We start from the raw sequence: 19,236 nt of genomic DNA on the forward strand, positions 1-19,236 counted from the left end.
GTCTTACACCAGCTCCGCAGGCGTTTCACCTCTCCGCCGGCCCGGCGGCGAGGGTGGAGCCGATCGTGCGGGTGACGGCTTGGTCATCGCCGCCATCGAACACATTACCGAAACCTGCGGCGTCGTGCCGCGTTTCCTCCCGGCCCCGAAGGACCGGGTCTCCACGCTTAAGGAGTTGCGATGAGACTACGCATCATGGCGTCCATCGCCGCAGTAGCGGTGACGGGCGCGCTGGCGGTCATCCTCCCGACGACCTCCGCCTCCGCCGCCGCTTGCGCGGCCCCGTGGAGCGCGTCGAAGGTCTACACCGGCGGCAACACCGCCTCCTACAACAGCCACAACTGGTCGGCCAAGTGGTGGACCCAGAACGAGACCCCCGGCACCGCCGCCGTGTGGGCGGACCAGGGAGTGTGCGGCGGCGGCACGCCGAGCCCCTCCCCGACTCCGACCTCGCCCAACCCGAGCTGCGACTACCCCGACTGGGTCGCGGGCAGGGCGTACGTCACCGGCGACATCGTCAAGTACACCAACGGCCGGTACTACCAGGCCAGCCACGACAACCCGGGCTACGACCCCGTCATCAGCACGTGGTACTGGTCGCCGTACATCTGCCGTCCCTCTTCCCCCTCGCCCACCCCCTCGCCCACCCCCTCGCCGTCCCCGACGACGTCGACGACGCCGAACCCGGGAGGGTTCGTGGTCAGCGAGGCGCAGTTCAACCAGATGTTCCCGAGCCGCAACTCCTTCTACACCTACGCCGGGCTGGTCAACGCGCTGAGCGCCTACCCGGCCTTCGCGGGAACCGGCAGCGACACCGTCAGGAAGCGGGAGGCGGCGGCCTTCCTGGCCAACGTCAGCCACGAGACCGGCGGCCTGGTCTACGTGGTCGAGCAGAACACCTCGAACTACCCCCACTACTGCGACGCGAGCCAGTCCTACGGCTGCCCCGCGGGACAGGCCGCCTACTACGGCCGCGGCCCGATCCAGCTGAGCTGGAACTACAACTACAAGGCGGCCGGCGACGCCCTGGGCATCGACCTGCTCCATAATCCCAACCTGGTGCAGACCGACCCGGCGGTGGCCTGGAAGACCGGCATCTGGTACTGGATGACCCAGAACGGCCCCGGCACGATGACGCCGCACAACGCGATGGTCAACGGCGCGGGCTTCGGCGAGACGATCCGCAGCATCAACGGCGCCCTGGAGTGCAACGGCGGCAACCCCGGCCAGGTCCAGAGTCGGATCAACAACTACCAGAGGTTCACCCAGATCCTCGGTGTGACTCCGGGCGGCAACCTTAGCTGCTGAGCGCCGTCCGGCGGACGGGCCCCTGACCTAGGTCGCAGGTCAGGGGCCCTTCCATGAGGTCCGGTCCCGGGTCACCGGTCCCATCCCGAACGGGGAGTCCGTACAGCCTGCCGGCCGCCCGCGCCCCGGCTGCGATAGACGAGGTAGGGGCGGAACACGTAGCCGATCGGAGCGGCGAAGGCGTGCACCAGGCGGGTGAAGGGGAACAGCGCGATCAGCGCCATGCCGACCAGTGTGTGCAGCCTGTAAGTCCACGGCGCGCGGGCCATGGCGGCGGCGTCCGGCTGCAGGACGAAGATCCCGCGGAACCACGGCGCGACCGTCTGACGGTAGTCGTGGGCCTGGAAGGCGGCGCTGAGCAGCGTGGTCGCGAGCCCGGCGACGATCGCGGCGACCAGCACGACGTACATCATCTTGTCGTTCGCGGTCGTGGCGAGGAAGACGGGGCCCGTCGTGCGGCGGCGGTAGATCAGCAGGGCGATCCCGCCCAGCGTGCACACCCCCGCGACGCCACCGACGACCAGCGCGCTCACGTGGTACAGCGACTCGCCGATCCCGGCCGCGTCGGTCCAGCTCTCCGGGATCACCAGCCCGAACAGGTGCCCGAGCAGCACGAACAGCAGCCCGAAGTGGAACAGCGGGCTGGCGATCCGCAGCAGCCTGCTCTCGTAGAGCTCGGAGGAACGGGTGGTCCAGCCGAATTTGTCGTAGCGGTGCCGCCAGATCAGCCCGCCGACCAGCAGGATCAGGGTCAGGTACGGGGTCACCACCCAGAAGGCGGTCTGGCTCCAGCTCATCGGTAGACCCCGACCGACTCGGTCGGCGGCCCCTGCCCGGCCAGCCGCGCCACGGTCGCCCGCTCCGCCTCGTCGACGGGTGGCAGCGTGGCGCACACCGCGTCGACCACCGACCCGTACGGCGAGCCGCATTCGCGCAGCGCGAGCCGCAGCAGCTCGAGCCCGGCCCTGTTGCCCCGCAGAACGGCGGCTCCGTCCGGTTCGAGGGCGGCGAACTCCAGCATGACCGGCAGGTAGTCAGGCAGCTCGTCCCCGCACAGCTCCCACCCACAGGCCCGGTAGCGGACCTTCAGCCTGGCCAGCGACTCTCCCCGCCGCCGGGTGTCCCCGTCGGCGTAGTAGGTCAGGTAGAGGCAGCAGCGGCGCCGAAGGTCGAAGGTCTCCACGTAGTGCGCCGCCAGGTCGCCGTGTCCGACCCGCGCGAGGTGAGCGAGGAACGGTCCGAAGTACGGCTCCGCCGCCCGGCGGACCAGCGGCAGCCGTTCCCAGAAACCCTCGTCGGGGTAGCCGAGCAGATGCGCCGCGGCCTGCCACACCACGCGGTCCCCGTCCCGGCCGCTCTCCCGGCGTCTCCGCATCACCCTTACCGCCCGTCCTTCTTCTCCCGCTTCGGGAACATGCCCTCGGGGATGCCCTTGCCGTCCCAGTTGAGGAGGTTGACGCGCTCGTGGGTGACCTCGTCGCTCGTCTGGCGCTGCCTGAGCGAGTGGAAGCTCTCCACGGAGACCGGCGCCGGCGCCCCCGACGCCTCGCCGAACGGCCCCGTCATACCGGGACCGCCCTCGTAGTCGAGGCTGCAGCCAATCTCTTCGACCGATCCCGGCGTCGCCGCGTACGCCGTCGGGATGACGTACCGGTCCTCGTATCTGGCCAGGGCGAGCAGCCGGTACATGGCCTCGATGTCGTCGCCGGTCAGCCCGGCGCGGGTGCCGATCGAGGGGTCGGGCTCCTCGCCGAGGTTGATCCGGCGCATGTGGGCGCGCATCGCGGCCAGCCGCCGCAGCGCGACCTTCACCGGGATCGGGTCTCCCGCGCTGAACAGCTCGGCCAGGTATTCGACGGGGATGCGCAGCGTCTCGATCGCGCCGAACAGGTTGCCCGCGTCCTCGCCGTCGTGCCCGCTGCCCGCCAGCGCGTCCACCACCGGCGAAAGCGGCGGCACGTACCAGACCATCGGCAGCGTCCTGAACTCCGGATGCAGCGGGAGCGCGATGCGGTACCTCGCGATCAGGTCGTGCACCGGCGACCTGCGGGCCGCCTCGAGCCAGTCGTCCGGGATGCCGGAGCGCGCCGCCGCCTCGGCGACCGCCGGGTCGTGCGGATCGAGGAACACCGACAGCTGCGCTTCGTACAGGTCCTCGTCCTCGGGTACCGAGGCGGCCTCGACGACCCGGTCGGCGTCGTAGAGCATCACCCCGAGATAGCGCAGCCGCCCCACGCATGTCTCCGAGCAGACCGTCGGCAGCCCGACCTCGACCCGGGGGTAGCAGAACGTGCACTTCTCGGCCTTGCCGGTCCTGTGGTTGAAGTAGACCTTCTTGTAGGGGCATCCGGTGACGCACATCCGCCAGCCCCTGCACCTGTCCTGGTCGACCAGGACGATCCCGTCCTCGGTGCGCTTGTACAGTGCCCCGGAGGGGCACGCCGCGACGCACGCGGGGTTGAGGCAGTGCTCGCAGATGCGCGGCAGGTAGAACATGAAGGCCCGCTCGAAGTCGAGCCGCACGCTGTCGCCGATCTTCTCGACCACCGGGTCCGCGGAGGCAAGCGCGGGCCCGCCGCCGAGGTCGTCGTCCCAGTTGGCGCTCCACCGCACGGCCATCCGCTCGCCGCTGATCAGCGAGCGCGGCGGGGCCACCGGGGTTTCCGCCGACAGCGGGGCCGAGATCAGGTTCTCGTAGTCGTAGGTCCAGGGCTCGTAGTAGTCCTGGATGGACGGCATGATCGGGTTGGCGAAGATGCTCAGCATTCTGCGCAGCCGCCCGCCGGACTTGAGCGTGAGCCGCCCGTGCCGGTCGAGCTCCCAGCCGCCCCGCCACTTCTCCTGGTCCTCGTAGCGGCGCGGGTACCCCTGCCCCGGGCGCGTCTCGACGTTGTTGAACCAGACGTACTCGACGCCGCTGCGGTTGGTCCACGTCTGCTTGCAGGTGACCGAGCAGGTGTGGCACCCGATGCACTTGTCGAGGTTCATCACCATCGCGACCTGCGCCATGATCCTGCTCATCTAGTAGCGCACCTCCTGGGAACGGCGCCGGATGACCGTGATCTCGTCGCGCTGGTTACCGGTCGGGCCGAGGTAGTTGAAGGCGAACGACAGCTGCGCGTACGCGCCGATCATGTGCGTCGGCTTGATCAGCACCCGGGTCAGTGAGTTGTGGATGCCGCCCCTGCGGCCGGTCCGCTCGGTGAGCGGCACGTCGACCACGCGTTCCTGTACGTGGTACATGTACACGGTTCCCGCGGGCATCCGGTGCGACACGATCGCCCTGGCCACGACCACGCCGTTGCGGTTGGCCGCCTCGACCCAGTCGTTGTCGGCGGCCCCGATCAGCGCGGCGTCCTCGACCGACATCCAGATCGTCGGGCCGCCCCGCGAGAGGGTGAGCATGAGCAGGTTGTCCTGGTATTCGGAGTGGATCGACCACTTGGAGTGCGGGGTGAGGTAGCGGACCACGAGCCCGTCCCGCACCTGGTCGTCCACGCCGTACAGCGCCGCGATGTCCAGCGGGGGGCGATAGACCGGCAGCGCCTCGCCGTACTCGTGCATCCAGTCGTGGTCGAGGAAGAAGTGCATGCGACCGGTGAGCGTGTGCCAGGGCTTGTCGTGCTCGACGTTGACCGTGAACGGCGAGTAGCGCCGGTCGTGGGCCTCCTTGCCCGACCACTCCGGGCTTGAGGCGACGGCGACGGGCCGCGCCTGGGTGTCGGAGAAGACGATTCTGTGGTCGCGGTGCGCCAGCCCGGACAGGTCGACGCCGGTACGTTCGGAGAGCTGGGCGAAGCCCTGCGCCGCCAGCCGCCCGTTGCTGACGCCGGACAGCGCCAGCAGCGCCTCGCACATCCTGGCGTCGGTGTCCAGCAGCGGTCTTCCCCTGGAGACCCCGGTACGGCCCCGCCCGTCGCCGCGCCCGTTGCTCTGCCCGAGCCAGGTCACCTCGGCGTCGGGGTGAAACACGATCCCCTTGACCGGCAGCCCCTTACTCTCGGCGAGCGGCCCGAGCGAGGCCATCTTCTCCGCGATCGCGCCGTAGTCGCGCTCGACCACGACCAGGTCCGGCACGACGGGCCCGTCCGGCGTCCGCCCTCCCGGCTGCGCCGTCTCTCCGGGGGTGTCGTGCTGGGGCGTGGCGACCACGACGTCCCTGCGCACGCCCAGGTGCTCGGCCGCCAGCTCGGAGAAGGCCTCCGCGATGGCGTTGAAGGCGGAGAAGTCGGTCCTCGTCTCCCACGGAGGGTCGATCGCCGGGTTGAACGCGTGTACGAACGGGTGCATGTCGGTCGAGGAGAGGTCGTGCTTCTCGTACCAGGTCGCGGCGGGCAGCACGATGTCGGAGAACAGCGTCGTGGACGTCATCCGGAAGTCCAGCGTGAGCAGCAGGTCCAGTTTGCCGCGCGGCGCGCCGGGGTCGGGGGCGGGCAGGTTGGACTCGGCGCCCAGCAGATGGTGCAGGAAGTACTCGTTGCCCTTGGCCGAGGAGCCAAGCAGGTTCGAGCGCCACAGCGTGAGCACCCTCGGCCAGTTGCGGGGGTCGTCGGGATCGTCGGCGGCGAAGCGCAGCCTGCCCTCCCGCAGCTCCCGCCGGGTGAACTCGACCGGGTCCTCCGCCTCGCCCAGCTCCAGCGGGTTACGGTCGAAGGCGGGCGACATCGGCATCCAGCCGTTGCGCACCGCCCGCGCCACCAGCTCACCCGTGCTCACGCCGTCGAACTCGCCGCGCCCCAGCGGGGAGCAGAGGTCCCCGGCGTCGAACCGGTCGTAGCGCCACTGGTCGGTGTGCAGATACCAGTACGGCGTGCCCGGCACCTGCCGGGGCGGTCTCGCCCAGTCGAGCCCGCCCGCGAGCTGCGCCCAGCCGCTCAGCGGCCTGCACTTCTCCTGGCCGACGTAGTGCGCCCAGCCGCCGCCGTTGACGCCCTGGCAGCCGGTGAGCATCAGCAGCGACAGGAACGCGCGGTAGATCGTGTCGCCGTGGAACCACTGGGTGGTCCCCGCGCCCAGCACGATCATGAAACGGCCCCTGGTCTTCTCCGCCGTCTGCGCGACCTCCCTGGCGATCCGCGTCGCCCTGGCCGCCGGGACCGAGGTGATCGGCTCCTGCCAGGCCGGGGTGTACGGCTCCGCCGGGTCGTCGTAGCCACTCGGCCACGTCCCCGGCAGGCCGGGCCTGGCCACGCCGTACTGGGCGAGCATTAGGTCGAAGACCGTGGTCACCATGTGCTCGCCGAGCTGGCCGACCCGCCGGATCGGCACGCCCCTGCGCATCGTCCCCGCCCCACCGTCGAAACGGGGCAGGTCGACCGCCACCGACTGCCTGCCGTACAGGGTCAGCAGGGGGTCGGTCTCCAGCCTGAGGTTCCAGCGACCCCTGCCGGAATCGGTCCAGCGGAAGCCGATGGAGCCGTTCGGCACGAAGGGCTCGCCGTCCCGGCCCATCATCGTGGTCTTCCAGGCGGCGCCCTCGCCGCTGTCGCCCAGGTCGGCGGCGGTGAGGAACTTGTCGGGGACGTGGACGCCGTCGCGCTCGCGGAGCCGTACGAGGAAGGGCAGGTCGGTGAAGCGCGTGACGTAGTCGGTGAAGTACGGCACCTGCCGCTCGACGAAGAACTCCCGCAGCAGCACGTGGCCCATGGCCATGGCCAGCGCGCCGTCGGTGCCGGGGCGGATCGCCAGCCACTCGTCGGCGAACTTCGCCGCGTCGTTGTAGTCGGGGGAGACGACCACGACCTTCTGGCCCCGGTAGCGGGCCTCGGCCATGTAGTGCGCGTCCGGGGTCCTGGTCACCGGCACGTTCGCGCCCCACAGCATCAGGTAGGCGGCGTCCCACCAGTCGGCCGACTCGGGCACGTCGGTCTGGTCACCGAAGACCTGGGGGGAGGCCACCGGCAGGTCGGCGTACCAGTCGTAGAACGACAGCATGGTCCCGCCGATCAGCGAGAAGAACCGGGAGCCGACCGCGTGGGAGACCATCGACATCGCCGGGATGGGGGAGAACCCGGCGACCCGGTCGGGGCCGTACGCCTTGATGGTGTGCACGTGCGCGGCGGCGATCATCTCGACCGCCTCGGGCCAGCCGATCCTGACCAGCCCGCCCCTGCCCCTGGCGCCCTGGTACCTCCGCCGCCGCTCGGGGTCGGTGGTGATCTCCGCCCAGGCGGCGACCGGGTCGAGGCCCTTGTGCCTTGCCTGGCGGTACATCTCGACCAGCACGCCGCGCGCGTAGGGGTGGCGGACCCGGGTCGGGGAGTAGGTGTACCAGGAGAAGGCGGCGCCCCTGGGACAGCCGCGCGGCTCGTATTCGGGGCGGTCGGGGCCGACGCTCGGATAGTCGGTCTGCTGGGTCTCCCAGGTGATGATCCCGTCCTTGACGTAGACCTTCCAGGAGCACGAGCCGGTGCAGTTCACCCCGTGCGTCGAGCGGACGACCTTGTCGTGGCTCCATCGGTCCCGGTAGAAGGAGTCCCCCTCCCTGCCACCGGTCAGGTAGAGCGTGTGCAGGTCACGGCTCTCCGGTGCCCTCCTGAAGAACCGGCCCGTCTTGAGGAGTAGTTCCTCTGCCTCGGACCCCATGTGAGCAGTTCATCACACGTGGTTAGCATTTGTGATGTCGGGGGGTACGCATGTCGAATGAACTTCGTAAAGGCCAGACCGCCAACCTGGCGCTCGCCACGGCCGCTTTCGCGATCACCTTCTGGGCCTGGAACCTGATCGGGCCGCTGGCCGGGAGCTACAGCAGGCAACTCGGCCTGTCACCGACCCAGACGTCCCTGCTGGTCGCGATCCCGGTGCTGGTCGGCTCGCTCGGCCGCATCCCGGTCGGCATGCTCGCCGACCGGCTCGGCGGCCGGCTCATGTTCGCGGCCGTCTGCTTCGCCACCATCGTGCCGGTGCTCGGGGTCGGCTGGTCGGACTCCTACGGCTGGCTGCTGCTGTGGGGCTTCCTGCTCGGAATCGGCGGCACCTCCTTCGCCGTCGGCATCCCGTTCGTCAACGCCTGGTACGAACCCGCGCGGCGCGGCTTCGCCACCGGTGTCTTCGGCATGGGCATGGGTGGCACAGCGCTGTCGGCGTTCCTCACCCCCCGCCTGGTCGAGTCGCTCGGCAGGGCGCAGACCCACGTGCTGATGGCCGTCGCGCTGGCCGCCATGGGCGTCGTGGCGCTGCTGTTCAGCCGGAACTCGCCCGCGTGGAAACCCGCGACCGAGTCCGCGCTGCCCCGGATGCGCGACGCCATGAGGATCAAGGCGACCTGGCAGTGCGCGTTCCTCTACGCCGTCTCCTTCGGCGGGTTCGTCGCCTTTTCCACCTACCTGCCGACCCTGCTGCAGATCGTCTACGGCTTCACGCAGACCGGCGCAGGCCTGCGTGACGCGGGGTTCTCGATCGCCGCGGTCGTCGCCCGTCCCGTTGGCGGCACGCTCTCCGACCGGGTCGGCGCGGCCAGGGTGTTGCTGGTCTCGTTCGCCGGGACCACGGTCATGGCGGTCGTCCTGGCCTTCAACCCGCCGCCCGAGATCCTCGCGGGCATCTGCTTCGTGCTGATGGCCCTCTTCCTCGGGCTCGGCACCGGAGGCGTCTTCGCCTTGGTCGCCAAGCTCGTCGAGCCGTCCAAAGTCGGCACGGTCACCGGCCTGGTCGGCGCGGCGGGCGGTCTGGGAGGTTACTTCCCGCCGCTGGTCATGGGCGTTGTTTACTCCGCGACCCAGGCCTACACGATCGGCTACGCCCTGCTCGCCCTGACGGCCCTGGCCGCGCTGCTCTACACCAGGAAGGCGTTCATCTCCGCTTCGCCGACCGGCGGCGGGCCAGCAGCCCGATGAGCACGCCGATCACCATCACCACCAGCAGGGCCAGCCACAGCGGCCAGTTCACGCTGAAGGCCAGCCACCTGACCCTGACGGTCGCGCGGTTCTGTGCGATGAAGCTCGCGCCGAGCACCAGCAGCACCAGCGCGAGCCACAGCCTCGGCGGTGCCGCGGCGATCCGCCTCCCGAGCGACCGTGCCCCGCCCTCAGGCGTCGAAGCCATGAGCACCCCCTGATGACTACTGTTCGTAACAATTATACTGCTTTGAGCAACGCAAGCTGAGAGACTGGTCTCGTTTTCGAGACGAGGTGGGCACGAAGCGATAGGTTCCGGCAGGCTGTTACCGTCATGGACTACGCAATTCTCACGGGGTTCGTCCTCGTCACAGGTGTCGTGCTCGCTCTGGTCGCGCAGTGGAGGGGCTGGCGCCCCTCACTCCTGGTCGTGCTCGCGGTCGGAATCGGATTCCGGGTGCTCATCATGACCACCTCCGCGATCGACACCTGGCAGCCGGTGGACTTCGTGGAGAGCTTCAAGCCCGCGGGCGTGGCGATTCTGAACCACCAGGACCCCGTGCTCGGCAGTGAGGGCGGCTGGCACTTCCTGCCGACCATCCCCTACGTGTACGGTCTGCTGCTCTGGCTGGGAATCCCGTGGGAGTTCGGCGGCAGGCTCGTGACCGTGATCGCCGACATCGCGCTGATCCCGCTCGTCGGCAAGCTCGCGGGCGGCCAGAAGGCGTCGCTGCGCGCCTTCCAGTACGCCTGCAACCCGCTGGCCATCCTCGTCGCCTCGGTTCACGGTCAGGTCGAGCCGGTCGCCCTGGTCTTCGGCGTGGCCGCGTTCGTGGTCGCCCGCGGCCCCGGTGACCCCGACCGCCCCGGCATCGTCGTCGACGTGGTCACCCTGACCAGGCAGCGTGTCTCGGCCCTGGGCCTCGGCGGCGCCGTACGGAGCCTCCTGAGGCCGGGCGGCGTCGTGCGCACCGCCCTCGCGCCCGACGGCCTGGTGCGCGGGGCGCTCACCCCCGGCCCCGGCGACACGGCCTCCATGCGCAGGGCCATGCTGGCCGGACTGCTGATGGGCCTGGCCCTGTGCGCGAAGAGCTGGCCGATCTGGCTGATCCCCGGCATGCTCCTGCTGCTGCCGACCTTCCGCTCCCGCGTCGCCGCGTTCGTCGCCACCGCGGTCCCGCCGGTCTTCTTCCTGGTCACCCTGCCCATCTTCGCGGGCACCTCGCTGGACCAGATCCCCGAGGTCATCCGCATCATGGGAGACGTCCGCCCGATCGTCGGCGAGTGGGGCTACAGCGCCATCCTGGTCAACGGCGACTGGACACTCGACGCGGGGATCGCCACGTTCGGCACCCGGCTGATCTACATCACCATGCTGGCCGTCGCCTTCCTCTGGCGCCGCGCCGACCCGATCGACCTCACCACCGCCCTGCTGCTCGCCTTCATGGTCACCACGCCCCGCCTCGGCGCGCAGTACCTGCTGTGGTTCATGCCGTTCCTGATCGCCCGACCGACCCGCTTCGCCTGGCCCGCCATCATCGGCGTCTCCCTCTGGGCGGGGTACGGCTACCTCTACATGACCCAGTTCGACACCAACACCTGGTGGGCACTGCACTCCGTCTGGTCCAGGTGCTCCATCGTGCTGCTGCCGATCCTGGCCCTGGCCATGCCCTGGGGGCGCCGCCTCTCCAAGGCCCCCGCGGTGCGCCCGGAGATCATCCCGAAGGTCCCCGTCGTCACCTCAGCACCCGCGTGAACCCTCGCGCCCACCGGAAAACCGGGTGCGCGGCGGGCATCGGCAAGAGCTCGCCGGTGCGCGAGTTCGCGGCCTCGCTCGGCCTGGAGTACGTGACCATGCTCGGCACCCAGCTCGCCCCGGAGGACCTCGTTGGAGTGCCCGAGCTGGTCGGTGGGCGCAGCCGGTTCGCGCCGCCCGAGTCGATCGCCAGGGACGAGCCGTACTGCCTGTTCCTCGATGAGCTCAACGCCTCCGCGCCCGAGGTGCAGAGTCACTGATCGCCGCCAGGAGAAGGGACTGCTAGGTTCGGTTGACTGTGACGAACAACGTGGAAGTTCTGCGCTACACCGCTTTCACCCACGACCCCGAAGGGGGCAACCCCGCGGGCGTCGTCCTCGACGCCGCAGAGCTGTCCGACACCGAGATGCTCGCCGTCGCGGCGGAGGTCGGATACTCGGAGACGGCCTTCGTGACCGCCCGCGACGATGAGCGTCGCGTGTTCCGGGTGCGATATTTCGCCCCCGAGGCAGAGGTCGCGTTCTGCGGGCACGCCACGATCGCCACCGCCGTGGTACTGGCCGAACGGCTCGGGATCGGGCAACTGCTGTTCGAGACCAACGCGGGCGAGATCGCCGTGGACACCGAGATCGACGACGACACGCTTCGTGCCACGCTCACCAGCGTGCCCACCCGCTCCCGCCCCGCAGGGGAGGACGAACTCGACGAGGCGCTCGTCGCGCTCGGCTGGTCGCGCGACGACCTCGACCCGGCGTTCCCGCCACACGTGGCCTTCGGCGGAGTCGAACACCTCGTGCTCGCCGCCGCCTCCAGAGAGCGGCTCGCCGACCTCGACTACGACTTCGACGCGCTGCGGTCGGTGATGACCCGGCACGGCTGGACGACCGTGAACCTCTTCTGGCGCGAGAGCGACCGGCGTTTCCACGCCCGCAACCCGTTTCCGATCGGAGGAGTGGTCGAGGATCCCGCGACCGGGGCCGCGGCCGCCGCCTTCGGCGGCTACCTCCGGGTGCTGGGGACCGGCTCCGCCGAGTTCACGGTCATCCAGGGAGTGGACATGGGGCGGCCCAGCACGCTGAAGGTCTCGATCGCCTCGGAGGACGGCCGCACCCGAGTCGGCGGCGGCGCCGTCCCCCTGGACACGCCCTCCTGTTAACCTCACCGCTCGCCGTACCGGTGCGGGGAAGATCACGGACACGGTGAAGGTAAGCGGTCGCACCGGGCACGCCTGCCTCTGGAACCTCCGGCCCCAGGGTCCACCGGTGATCTCCCGCCCCGGGATTCCTCACCGGACGAGTCCGGATTAAAGGAGGGGGGCGCCGTGTGAGTGAATCTCTCCATGGACGAATACCTGAAGCGGATCGGGGCGGCCCGCCCGCCTCGCCCGGACGCCGAGTCACTCCACGAGCTTCAACGGCGTCACCTGCTGACGGTTCCGTTCGAGAACCTGAGCATCCATCTCGGAGAGCCCATCGTGCTCGAAGAGCGGGCCCTGATCGACAAGATCGTCGGCAGGCGCAGGGGCGGCTTCTGTTACGAGCTCAACGGGGCCTTCGCGGCCCTGCTCCGCTCGCTGGGCTACCGGGTGACCCTGATGGCCGCCAGGGTGTTCGCCGACGGCTCCCTCGGGCCGCCCTTCGACCACATGGCGCTGCGGGTCGACGCTCCCGATCCCTGGCTCGTCGACGTCGGTTTCGGCAGGTTCACCCACCGCCCGCTCCGTCTCGACCTGCGCACCGACCAGTCCGACTCCGGTGGGGTCTTCCGCCTCACCGAGACCGACGAGGGCGACCTCGACGTGCTGAAGGACGGCGAGCCCCAGTACCGTCTCGAACAGCGGCCACGCGCCCTGGCCGACTACGAGGCGACCTGTTGGTGGCAGCAGACCTCCCCCACGTCGCACTTCGCCCGCTCGCTCGTCTGCTCCCTCCTCACCGAGGAAGGACGCCTCACCCTGACCGGCAGGCTGCTCGTCCGCACCACCCGGGACGGCCGGCAGGAACTTCCCCTGACCACCGACGCCGAAGTCCTCGCCGCCTACCGTGACCATTTCGGCATCGAGCTGGACAGGGTGCCCGTGCTGTCCGCCGGGCGGCCCGGGCACTCGGGGGAGGTTTGATCCGCCTCTCACATGCCCGTTCCGGCGGGCCCCGTCCCACTTCTCCGCTTCACACATGTCCGTTTCGGTCCTGATTTGGACAGTGTGCCTGTGCCATCCGCAGGGCAGGCCGGGCGCCCGGAGGAGGCCTGGCCCGCCTCTCGCATGTCCGTTTTGGCGATTCCCGCCGCACTGCAGGGTTCGTCTTCACCGCCCCGACACGTCTGCCCCATCCCCCCTGCGTCCGGTTCTTTTGCCAGCCCGGTGTCGTTCACGGCGCCGGTACGGCGGGTAGTGGCGCGGGGCGGTTCGGCGCCCGTCGATGGCGCGTGCCGCTACGAATGTCCGAGAAGTCTGCCCAGAGAGACCCCGGCCAGCCGCCTGACCTCGTTGGCCATGTGCGACTGGTCGGCGTATCCACTGGCCAGGGCGACCTCGGCGGCCGCGACCCCGTCTCTGGCCAGCCGCAGCGCCCGCTGGAACCGCACTACCCGCTGCAGCGTCTTCGGTCCGTACCCGAAGGCCCGCAGCGACCGGCGGTGCAACTGCCGCTCGCCGAGCCCGAGATCCCAGGCCACCTGCCCGACGCTCCTGCCCGCCCGCAGCGCCTCGGCGATGGCGGGAGCCGCGGGATCGGGATCGGGTGTCTCGCGCAGCCGTACGGCCAGCTCCTTCTGCATGGTCCAGGGCGTCAGACTCGGCAGCACGCCCAGCTCCGCCAACGGCACCCGGGCGTCCCGCAGGGCCTCGACCGGCACGCCGAACACCTCGCCAACCGCGCCGGGCCGGAAACGGATGCCGCTGTAGCGGTCACCCGGGGCCATCCGCACGGGCATCGGCCCCGTGTCCGGCCCGGCGACATGCGGCCCGTCGGGTCCCCAGATCAGGTCGACGCAGCCGTCGGGAACCACCAGCTGCGTCGAGGACGAGGTGGCGAGGTGCGTCCAGACACAGGCCACCCGCCCGGCGAGCGCTGTGTCCGGGGCCAACTCGCGGTACATGCTCCCAGGCTAAGACCGGAACCTCCGGGCTCGTTCCCGCGGTCGCCCCTCTTCCGGCCGGGGGCGAGAGCCTGAACCAGGACCGGAACCCCCACCCCCGCTCATCTTTCGGCCAGAGGCGATAACCCGGCTGAGCTAGGGCAGTGCCTCCAGTGCCCCCCGCGCCCGTTCCGTCAGACGTCCGTCGTCCATCTCCGTCACCCGGATCGCATGACCGAGCTGCGCCATGTCATGCGTGACCAGAAGCGTCGCCACGGCTCGCTCCCCGGTCAGCTCCGCCAGCAACTTCACGATCTCCGCGCCCCTGGCGTGGTCCAGCGCCGAGGTCGGCTCGTCGACCAGCAACACCGCCGGGTCTCCCATCAACGCGCGGGCGATGTTGACCCGCTGCCGCTCGCCGCCGGACAACTGGTGCGGACGCCGCCCCTCCCGGCCCGTGAGCCCCACGGCGCGCAGCAGACCGGTCGCCCTGCCCCGGGCCTCACCGGAGACGCCACCCCGCATGTGCTCAACGGCCAGCAGCTGCTCGAGCGCGGTGAGCGAGGCGATCAGGTTGGCCTGCTGGAAGACGAGCCCGATCCGCTCCCTGCGCAACGCCGTACGCTCACCGTCGCCGAGCCCCGACGCGTCCTTCCCGCCGACGATCACCCGCCCGGAGTCGGGCCGCAGCAGGGTGCCCGCGACGGCCAGCAGGCTGGACTTTCCCGACCCCGAAGGGCCGACCACCGCGACCAGTTCGCCGGGCCCCACGGTCAGCGACACGTCGTCGAGGGCGACCAGTGTGGTGTCGCCATCGGCGTAGGTGAGGCGCACATCGGTCAGTTCCAGGCTCATCGGGCACTCCCCAGGGCGATCAGCGGGTCGACGGAGGTGATGCGGCGTACGGCGAGCAGAGCCCCCGCCATACCGAGGACGATCATGGCCAGCACCGGCACCAGGGTCGTCGACAGGCTCAGCACGAACGGCATGACCCGCTCCGCGAGCGCTCCGGCTCCCAGCCCGGCGGCCCCGCCGATCCCGCAGCCCGCCGCCAGGACGATCAGCGCCTGCGTCAGGGCGTCGCGCATCAGGTAGCCCCCCGAGGCGCCGAGCGCCTTCATGATGGCGATGTCGCCCTGCCGCTGGACCGTCCACACGGTGAAGAACGCCCCGATGACCAGCGCGGAGATGACGAACAGGAACCCCCGCATCAGGCTCAGCGAGCCGTTCTCCGAGGTGTAGGAGCCGATTCCGGCCAGTGACTCCTCCTTGGTCACCGGATGCGTGCCCAGCGTCCGCGCGGGGACGCCGCCGCTCAGCACGACCACGGTCGCGGTGCCCGGCCGCGCGTGCGCGACGCGCCGCCAGTCCGCGAGCGTGGACCACACCACGGGGGTGTGACCGTAGGAGTCGTCAGGGCCGATCCCGGTGACTCGGTACTTCCCGTCGCCGATCGTCACGGTGTCCCCGGCGGCCAGGCCGAGGTCCGGCGACACGATCAGCTCGCCGTCCGCCTGCCGCGCCGGCGCGAGGGAATCGGAGCCGAAGACCGCGACCGCCTGGTTCGCGCCGTCGTGGCCCAGCCTGGTCTGGACGATCCCCAGCGGCTGCCCGCCCAGGCCCTTCCACTGGGCCTCGGTGACCGTGCTGTCGGAGAAGGAGGTCTTCTCGCCGCCGAACGCGATCAGGTCGCCTCTCAGGTTCTCGACAGCGGAGATGTTCTCTCCGGCGAGTCCTGCGGTGAGTCCTGACAGCAGGACGACCAGCAGGGTGATGAGTGCCACGACGGACCCCATGAGGGCGAATCGTCCCCTGGCGAAACGGATGTCTCTCAGTGCGATGAACAAGTGTGTCTCCGGTCGCTTGCCTCTTGACCTCCTCAGGCTCGTCGCTCCCGCGGGCGACGGGCATCGCGACTCCGGTCGGTGGGCGAATCAACCGAAGGATGGATGCGAGTCACCCTCACACCCCTTCTAACCTGGGCATATGACAGGGAGGTTCGAGGTTCCCGCCATGCGGCTGCTCCGGTACGGCCTGCACGGCGTGTTCTCCGTGCTGCTCGTGGTCGGCCTGGTCCGAGTGTCCGGATCGTGGGCGACGCTGTCCGGCGGCGTCCTACTCGGCGCCGTCTACGCGGCGGGCCTCCCCCTCGGCAGGCGCCGTACGGCGTCGCTGGCCTGGCTCGCGGCTCTCACCCTGCTCTGGGCGGCACTCGGCCTGCTCACCACGGACTTCGTCTGGCTGGCCTTCCCGCTGTTCTTCCTCTGCCTGCACCTGCTTCCGCCGCGTGCCGGAGTCCCGGCCGTGATCGCCCTCACCTTGGCCGCCGTCGGCACGCTCGCCGTACACGAGAGTGCGCTCAACCCGGCCCAGGTGGTCGGACCGGTGATCGGCGCGGTGGTCGCGGTCATCATGGTCACCGGCTACGCGGCCCTGTACCGGGAGAGCGAACGTCGCCGCTCGCTCATCGACGAGCTGACCCGCACGCGCGCCGAGCTGGCGGCCACCCAGCACGAGGCCGGGGTGCTCGCCGAGCGCCAGCGGCTGGCCCGGGAGATCCACGACACCCTCGCGCAGGGCCTGTCCAGCATCGTCCTGCTGCTCCGCGCCACCTCGCCCGACCCTTCGGGATACGTGGGGGAGGCGCTGCGCGCGGCCGAGGACAACCTCGCGGAGGCCCGCCGTTTCGTCCACGCCCTGACCCCGCCCGGCCTGGATGGCTCCCTCGGTTCTCTCGAGGAGGCGCTGCGACGCCTCTGCACGCGGGAGGGAGCCGCCTTCCAGGTGGACGGGGAGCCGTACCCACTGTCCCGCGGGGCCGAGATCGCGCTGCTCAGGATCGCCCAGGGCGGCCTCGCCAACGTCTCCCGGCACGCCGAGGCGAACAGGGCCGCGCTCACGCTGACCTACATGGAGGACGAGGTGGCCATGGACATCGTCGACGACGGGCGGGGGTTCGACCCGCGGACCCGCTCGGGCAACGGTCTCGGCTTCATCCGCGAGCGGGCCGCCGAACTCGGTGGCACCGTCAGCGTCGAATCCACCCCGTGGCTCGGTACGGCCCTGGCTGTCACGCTCCCCGTCGCCTCGTCCGTCACGTCGCCGCTCGCCGTCCCGCCCGTGACGTCGCCCGCGGCCCCGCCCGCGCCGTGATCCGCCTGCTGCTCACCGACGACCACCCCGTCGTCCGCAAGGGACTGCGCGCGGTCTTCGACCAGGCCGCCGACATGACCGTGATCGGCGAGGCCGCCACGGGAGAGGAGGCCGTACGGCTCGCGCCCCGCGCCGACGTCGTGCTGATGGACCTGCGCCTGGGGACCGGCATGTCGGGCGCGGAGAGCACTCGGCTGATCGGGCAGTTGCAGAATCCGCCCCGGGTGCTGGTGCTGACCACCTACGACACCGACGGCGACATCTTCGCCGCCGTCGAGGCCGGGGCGGCGGGCTACCTGTTGAAGGACGCCCCGACCGACGACCTGCTCGACGCCATCCGTGCGGTGGCCAGGGGAGAGACCATCCTTGCCCCGCCGGTCGCGGCCAGGTTGGTCACCCGGATGCGGTCGCCACGGGCGTCGCTGTCCCCTCGGGAGGCCGAGATCGTCGCGCTGGTCGCGGACGGTCTGTCGAACCGGCGGATCGCCCGTGAGCTGTTCATCAGCGAGGCCACGGTGAAGAGTCACCTGGTGCACATCTACGCCAAGCTGGAGGTGGACAACCGTACCGGTGCGGTCACGGTCGCCCGGCGTCGGGGACTTCTCCGGAGATGAGGGCGGCGGCCCACTCCGCGTCGGGGTCGCTGTCGACCAGCAGGGCGCGGGCCAGCAGGCTGAGCGGGATGGCGAGCAGCGCCCCGAGCGGGCCCAGCACGAACGCCCACAGCAGCAGGGACAGCATCGTCACGGTCGTTGACAGGCCCACGGCGTCGCCGAGGAACTTGGGCTGGATGAGCGATTGGATGACGAAGTTGATCGCCATGTAGCTGGCGATCACCAGGACCATGGTCTTGGGGCCGCCCTGGAGGAGGCCGAGGAGCGCGGGCGGGATCAGCCCGATGACGAAGCCGATGTTCGGGATGTAGTTGGTGAACAGTGCCAGAACGCCCCAGAGCACTGGAAGCGGGACATCGAGCACCGACAGCGCGATGATGTCCAGCACCGAACAGACGAGCCCGAACACCGTCGAGACCACGAGGTATCGGCGGGTGTTGTGGGCGAACCCGCTGAGGGCCCTGATGAGCGCGGGGCGCTTTTGCGCCGTGCCGGACGACAGGATCAGCGAGATGGCCCGGGCGTCCAGGCACATGGCCAGTACCAGGACGACGATGAGCACCAGGCTGGAGAAAACCCCGAGCAGCCCGGAGGCAAAGCCGCCGAGGAGCCCGAAGATCTTGCCGGGATCGAGCGTCTTGATCGCCTGGCTCATCTGCTGGGGACCGATGCCGAGACGTGCGGCGAACTGCTGTACCTGGGTGAGGAACTGTTCGAACTGCTGGTTGTACGTCGAGGCGAGGGTCGTCATCTGGGCGACCGAGTAGGTGAGGATCGCCACTATGCCCAGCAGCAGGAGCAGTACCAGTGTCAGGGGAACCGCGACGAGCGTCCAGCCGGGCGCTCCACGCCTCTCCAGCCAGGTTCTGACGGGGGCGACCGCCAGGACGAGCACCAGCGCGAGAAGGACGGGTCCGATGATCGACCCGACCTCTCTCATGCCGGCCAGCGTGACTACGGCACTCGCCGCGCAGAGCAGCACGACGAGGGCCCGAGGAACTCGGCCTTGCTCTGTCATATCGAATCTCTACCCATATGGGGAGAAACACGTCTCCACCGGGGCAGTCACCGATTTGACGGGGGCGGACGTCGTACATAGAGTTCACAGGCCCGAGGGGGTTGGCGGAGATCGCCAAGGCCTCGGGACCCCCTTCTGATCAAATTCCCCCGGTGGGACGCGTGCGTCCTGATGGGAATCGGTTCGACAAGAGCCGGATGTTGGAGTAAGTTTGAAGGGTTGCTCCGGAGACGGGGCAGTCTGAATTCCTCTCAGACAAGCTAGATCGAATCAAATGGATCCGCTCGGATCGGTTTGACACGAAAAAGCGGGTCTGAAAGAATAAAGACACAACGAAATGAACGAAACGAAACGCCCCGGAAGCTCCGGATAGAAAAGTTCGGGCGGATGGTGAACGCGTCCGTTTCTTGAGAACTCAACAGTGTGTTAAAAGCCAGTGCATGAAGCACAACCCGTCCCAACCACACGATGTGT

Annotated in this window: 18 protein-coding genes and 1 pseudogene; 9 read left to right on the top strand and 10 right to left on the bottom strand. The window is 69.8% G+C overall.

What is annotated here, in order from left to right:
- Both AB0395_RS44475 and AB0395_RS44480 read left to right on the top strand, forming a co-directional pair.
- On the top strand, positions 1 to 184 hold a 184-nt coding region (locus tag AB0395_RS44475; RefSeq protein WP_366293223.1), incomplete at its 5' end, for a hypothetical protein.
- Complete coding sequence (locus AB0395_RS44480) at positions 181 to 1,308, top strand: glycoside hydrolase family 19 protein (RefSeq protein ID WP_366293226.1); 1,128 nt, start codon at positions 181 to 183, stop codon at positions 1,306 to 1,308. The genes AB0395_RS44475 and AB0395_RS44480, both read left to right, overlap by 4 nt.
- A 71-nt stretch (positions 1,309 to 1,379) precedes the next feature.
- Here AB0395_RS44480 and narI read toward each other — a convergent pair whose 3' ends face one another.
- The 4 genes from narI to AB0395_RS44500 are packed head-to-tail and all read right to left on the bottom strand — an operon-like array spanning position 1,380 to position 7,893.
- A complete protein-coding gene (gene narI, locus AB0395_RS44485; protein WP_366293229.1) occupies positions 1,380 to 2,105 on the bottom strand; it encodes a respiratory nitrate reductase subunit gamma in 726 nt (241 codons plus the stop codon).
- Positions 2,102 to 2,683 carry a nitrate reductase molybdenum cofactor assembly chaperone gene (narJ, locus tag AB0395_RS44490; protein ID WP_366293232.1) on the bottom strand — a complete coding sequence of 194 codons (582 nt, stop codon included), beginning with the start codon at positions 2,681 to 2,683 and terminating at the stop codon, positions 2,102 to 2,104. Before narJ ends, narI begins: the two co-directional genes overlap by 4 nt.
- Before the next feature lie 5 nt (positions 2,684 to 2,688).
- Entirely contained in the window at positions 2,689 to 4,329 is a 1,641-nt protein-coding gene (gene narH, locus AB0395_RS44495) for a nitrate reductase subunit beta (protein ID WP_366293236.1), read from the bottom strand.
- Positions 4,330 to 7,893, bottom strand: a complete 3,564-nt coding sequence (locus AB0395_RS44500) for a nitrate reductase subunit alpha (RefSeq protein ID WP_366293239.1) — start codon at positions 7,891 to 7,893, stop codon at positions 4,330 to 4,332.
- A 50-nt stretch (positions 7,894 to 7,943) separates the two neighbouring features.
- On the opposite strand from AB0395_RS44500, the gene AB0395_RS44505 reads away from it, so the two are divergent.
- Entirely contained in the window at positions 7,944 to 9,143 is a 1,200-nt protein-coding gene (locus AB0395_RS44505; RefSeq protein WP_366293242.1) for an MFS transporter, read from the top strand.
- Here the strand turns inward: AB0395_RS44505 and AB0395_RS44510 are convergent.
- Positions 9,100 to 9,351, bottom strand: coding sequence for a LapA family protein (locus AB0395_RS44510; protein ID WP_366293245.1), 252 nt, complete (start codon positions 9,349 to 9,351; stop codon positions 9,100 to 9,102). The genes AB0395_RS44505 and AB0395_RS44510 overlap by 44 nt on opposite strands.
- A 126-nt stretch (positions 9,352 to 9,477) precedes the next feature.
- Between AB0395_RS44510 and AB0395_RS44515 the strand changes: the two genes are divergently transcribed.
- The 4 genes and pseudogenes from AB0395_RS44515 (at position 9,478) to AB0395_RS44530 (ending at position 13,018) form a co-directional block, all read left to right on the top strand.
- The gene (locus AB0395_RS44515) at positions 9,478 to 10,899 is read left to right on the top strand and encodes a hypothetical protein (RefSeq protein WP_366293247.1); all 1,422 of its coding nucleotides are present in this window, start codon (positions 9,478 to 9,480) and stop codon (positions 10,897 to 10,899) included.
- A gap of 24 nt (positions 10,900 to 10,923) precedes the next feature.
- Positions 10,924 to 11,150, top strand: a pseudogene (locus tag AB0395_RS44520) (AAA family ATPase); the annotation flags it as partial.
- Positions 11,151 to 11,197: 47 nt separating this feature from the next.
- Positions 11,198 to 12,055, top strand: a complete 858-nt coding sequence (locus AB0395_RS44525; RefSeq protein WP_366293250.1) for a PhzF family phenazine biosynthesis isomerase — start codon at positions 11,198 to 11,200, stop codon at positions 12,053 to 12,055.
- 183 nt (positions 12,056 to 12,238) lie between these two features.
- Entirely contained in the window at positions 12,239 to 13,018 is a 780-nt protein-coding gene (locus AB0395_RS44530) for an arylamine N-acetyltransferase (RefSeq protein WP_366293253.1), read from the top strand.
- A 314-nt stretch (positions 13,019 to 13,332) separates the two neighbouring features.
- Here the strand turns inward: AB0395_RS44530 and AB0395_RS44535 are convergent, their stop codons facing one another.
- From AB0395_RS44535 to AB0395_RS44545, 3 genes are all read right to left on the bottom strand, one after another.
- A complete protein-coding gene (locus AB0395_RS44535; protein WP_366293255.1) occupies positions 13,333 to 13,998 on the bottom strand; it encodes a helix-turn-helix transcriptional regulator in 666 nt (221 codons plus the stop codon).
- 135 nt (positions 13,999 to 14,133) lie between these two features.
- On the bottom strand, positions 14,134 to 14,832 hold the full coding sequence (locus AB0395_RS44540; protein ID WP_366293258.1) for an ABC transporter ATP-binding protein: 699 nt from the start codon (positions 14,830 to 14,832) through the stop codon (positions 14,134 to 14,136).
- Complete coding sequence (locus tag AB0395_RS44545) at positions 14,829 to 15,824, bottom strand: FtsX-like permease family protein (RefSeq protein ID WP_366293261.1); 996 nt, start codon at positions 15,822 to 15,824, stop codon at positions 14,829 to 14,831. The genes AB0395_RS44540 and AB0395_RS44545 overlap by 4 nt, the downstream gene beginning before the upstream one ends.
- A 139-nt stretch (positions 15,825 to 15,963) precedes the next feature.
- On the opposite strand from AB0395_RS44545, the gene AB0395_RS44550 reads away from it, so the two are divergent.
- Positions 15,964 to 17,130 carry a sensor histidine kinase gene (locus tag AB0395_RS44550; protein WP_366293264.1) on the top strand — a complete coding sequence of 389 codons (1,167 nt, stop codon included), beginning with the start codon at positions 15,964 to 15,966 and terminating at the stop codon, positions 17,128 to 17,130.
- On the top strand, positions 17,127 to 17,744 hold the full coding sequence (locus AB0395_RS44555) for a response regulator transcription factor (protein ID WP_366293267.1): 618 nt from the start codon (positions 17,127 to 17,129) through the stop codon (positions 17,742 to 17,744). Before AB0395_RS44550 ends, AB0395_RS44555 begins: the two co-directional genes overlap by 4 nt.
- Here AB0395_RS44555 and AB0395_RS44560 read toward each other — a convergent pair.
- Complete coding sequence (locus tag AB0395_RS44560) at positions 17,707 to 18,762, bottom strand: AI-2E family transporter (protein ID WP_366293270.1); 1,056 nt, start codon at positions 18,760 to 18,762, stop codon at positions 17,707 to 17,709. The genes AB0395_RS44555 and AB0395_RS44560 overlap by 38 nt on opposite strands.
- A 260-nt stretch (positions 18,763 to 19,022) precedes the next feature.
- A partial coding sequence (locus AB0395_RS44565; RefSeq protein WP_366293273.1) for a hypothetical protein occupies positions 19,023 to 19,236 on the bottom strand: 214 nt, incomplete at its 5' end.

Origin of the sequence: Streptosporangium sp. NPDC051023 (assembly GCF_040689595.1) — a bacterium.
In the GTDB taxonomy this organism is placed as follows: domain Bacteria; phylum Actinomycetota; class Actinomycetes; order Streptosporangiales; family Streptosporangiaceae; genus Streptosporangium.